Origin of the sequence: Gordonibacter sp., from assembly GCF_036667095.1 — a bacterium.
In the GTDB taxonomy this organism is placed as follows: Bacteria; Actinomycetota; Coriobacteriia; order Coriobacteriales; family Eggerthellaceae; genus Gordonibacter.
Map to the genome: position 1 here is coordinate 1 of NZ_JAVWUP010000385.1, position 1,118 is coordinate 1,118.

The following is a 1,118-nucleotide window of genomic DNA, read 5'->3' on the forward strand; positions in this document are numbered from 1 at the left end:
GCTCTATTTAGAAACAATCCCCACCATGGGATCAAGCGATGTGCCGCAACCTATCGCGGAAGTATTTGGCACCACCGTAAGAAAACTACCCAACCCGCGTTTTTTTGTCCTTTACGAATACTGCGAAGAAGACCAGCTGATCACCGTAGATGCCCTAATACACGAGCGCCAAGCCTACTAGCCCCGCCAACTCGCTTGAGGAAAAAACTGAAGGACTTTTCGGGTGCGCAGCCACAGAAGAAGCGCTGCGTTTCTTTGCCGGCGAAGCTTTTAACTAGGGATGGACTGCAATGCGCCACACGACACCTGCCCAAGCGCAATGCGCTCGAGCAGTTCTATCATGCGACTTCAATAAACTTGATGGTGCTGGATGCTGCTCAACTCAACAACATAGCTCATACAACCTGAAACTTTTCCGCTATGGAGATACCCACAGGATAAACCTGCGGATTTGGAGATGAAAGATTATAAAGAGAAGCCGAGCACGACCCCGTACGCACGGTTGGCATGGTTGTCGTTAACGTAGCGGAGGGGATTGCCGTTGCAGTAGCAACCCAGGAAGGACGTCGTGTCGCTAGGAGTGCACGACCGCTCCCACCAATACTCGTCGGCGCGGCGTGCTGGACGAGACTCGTTTTGCGTCTTGTCCATACCAGCAAGGATTGTGTTCTCTAGCCAGCCAGTCACCTTGCCCTTGAAGAATTCGTATTGTTTGCCTTCGTCGTTAAGCCAAGCATATCTTGGCCAGAAATCCAAAATACTATCAGCAAGCTCTTTATGAGAAGGTATCCACAGCTTGTCTTGGGTGTCGTTTACTTTTTTACTTACACCCTCAACATAAGCGCCACCTTCGTTGCTGGTTTTCTTGTAAACCGGCTTTATAGCACCGGTAAGTTTTGGGTCTGCGGTGGCCAAGGTATTCCAGATATCTCCGCTGTTCATTGAGGTGCGAAGCGCACTGCCCTCCCAGCCACCAACATTGGTATTAGTCGAATTAAATTGATAGGCGATGGGCAAGCTGTGGACGGCCATGAAGGTGAGGCCAGCTGTTTTGGTGGCGTTCCCCTGCGCATCAATCTCGACAGCGTCGTGGTTGATGCCGACGATGCGTACTTCAA

At 51.0% G+C, this 1,118-nt stretch carries 1 protein-coding gene and 1 pseudogene; one reads left to right on the plus strand and one right to left on the minus strand.

Features of this window, described 5'->3' with window-relative positions:
- A pseudogene (locus RR842_RS14795) lies at positions 1-181 on the plus strand (hypothetical protein); the annotation flags it as partial.
- Positions 182-465: 284 nt separating this feature from the next.
- Here the strand turns inward: RR842_RS14795 and RR842_RS14800 are convergent.
- Positions 466-1,118, minus strand: a 653-nt coding sequence (locus RR842_RS14800; protein WP_332730332.1) for a DUF6273 domain-containing protein, incomplete at its 5' end; no start/stop codon positions are given.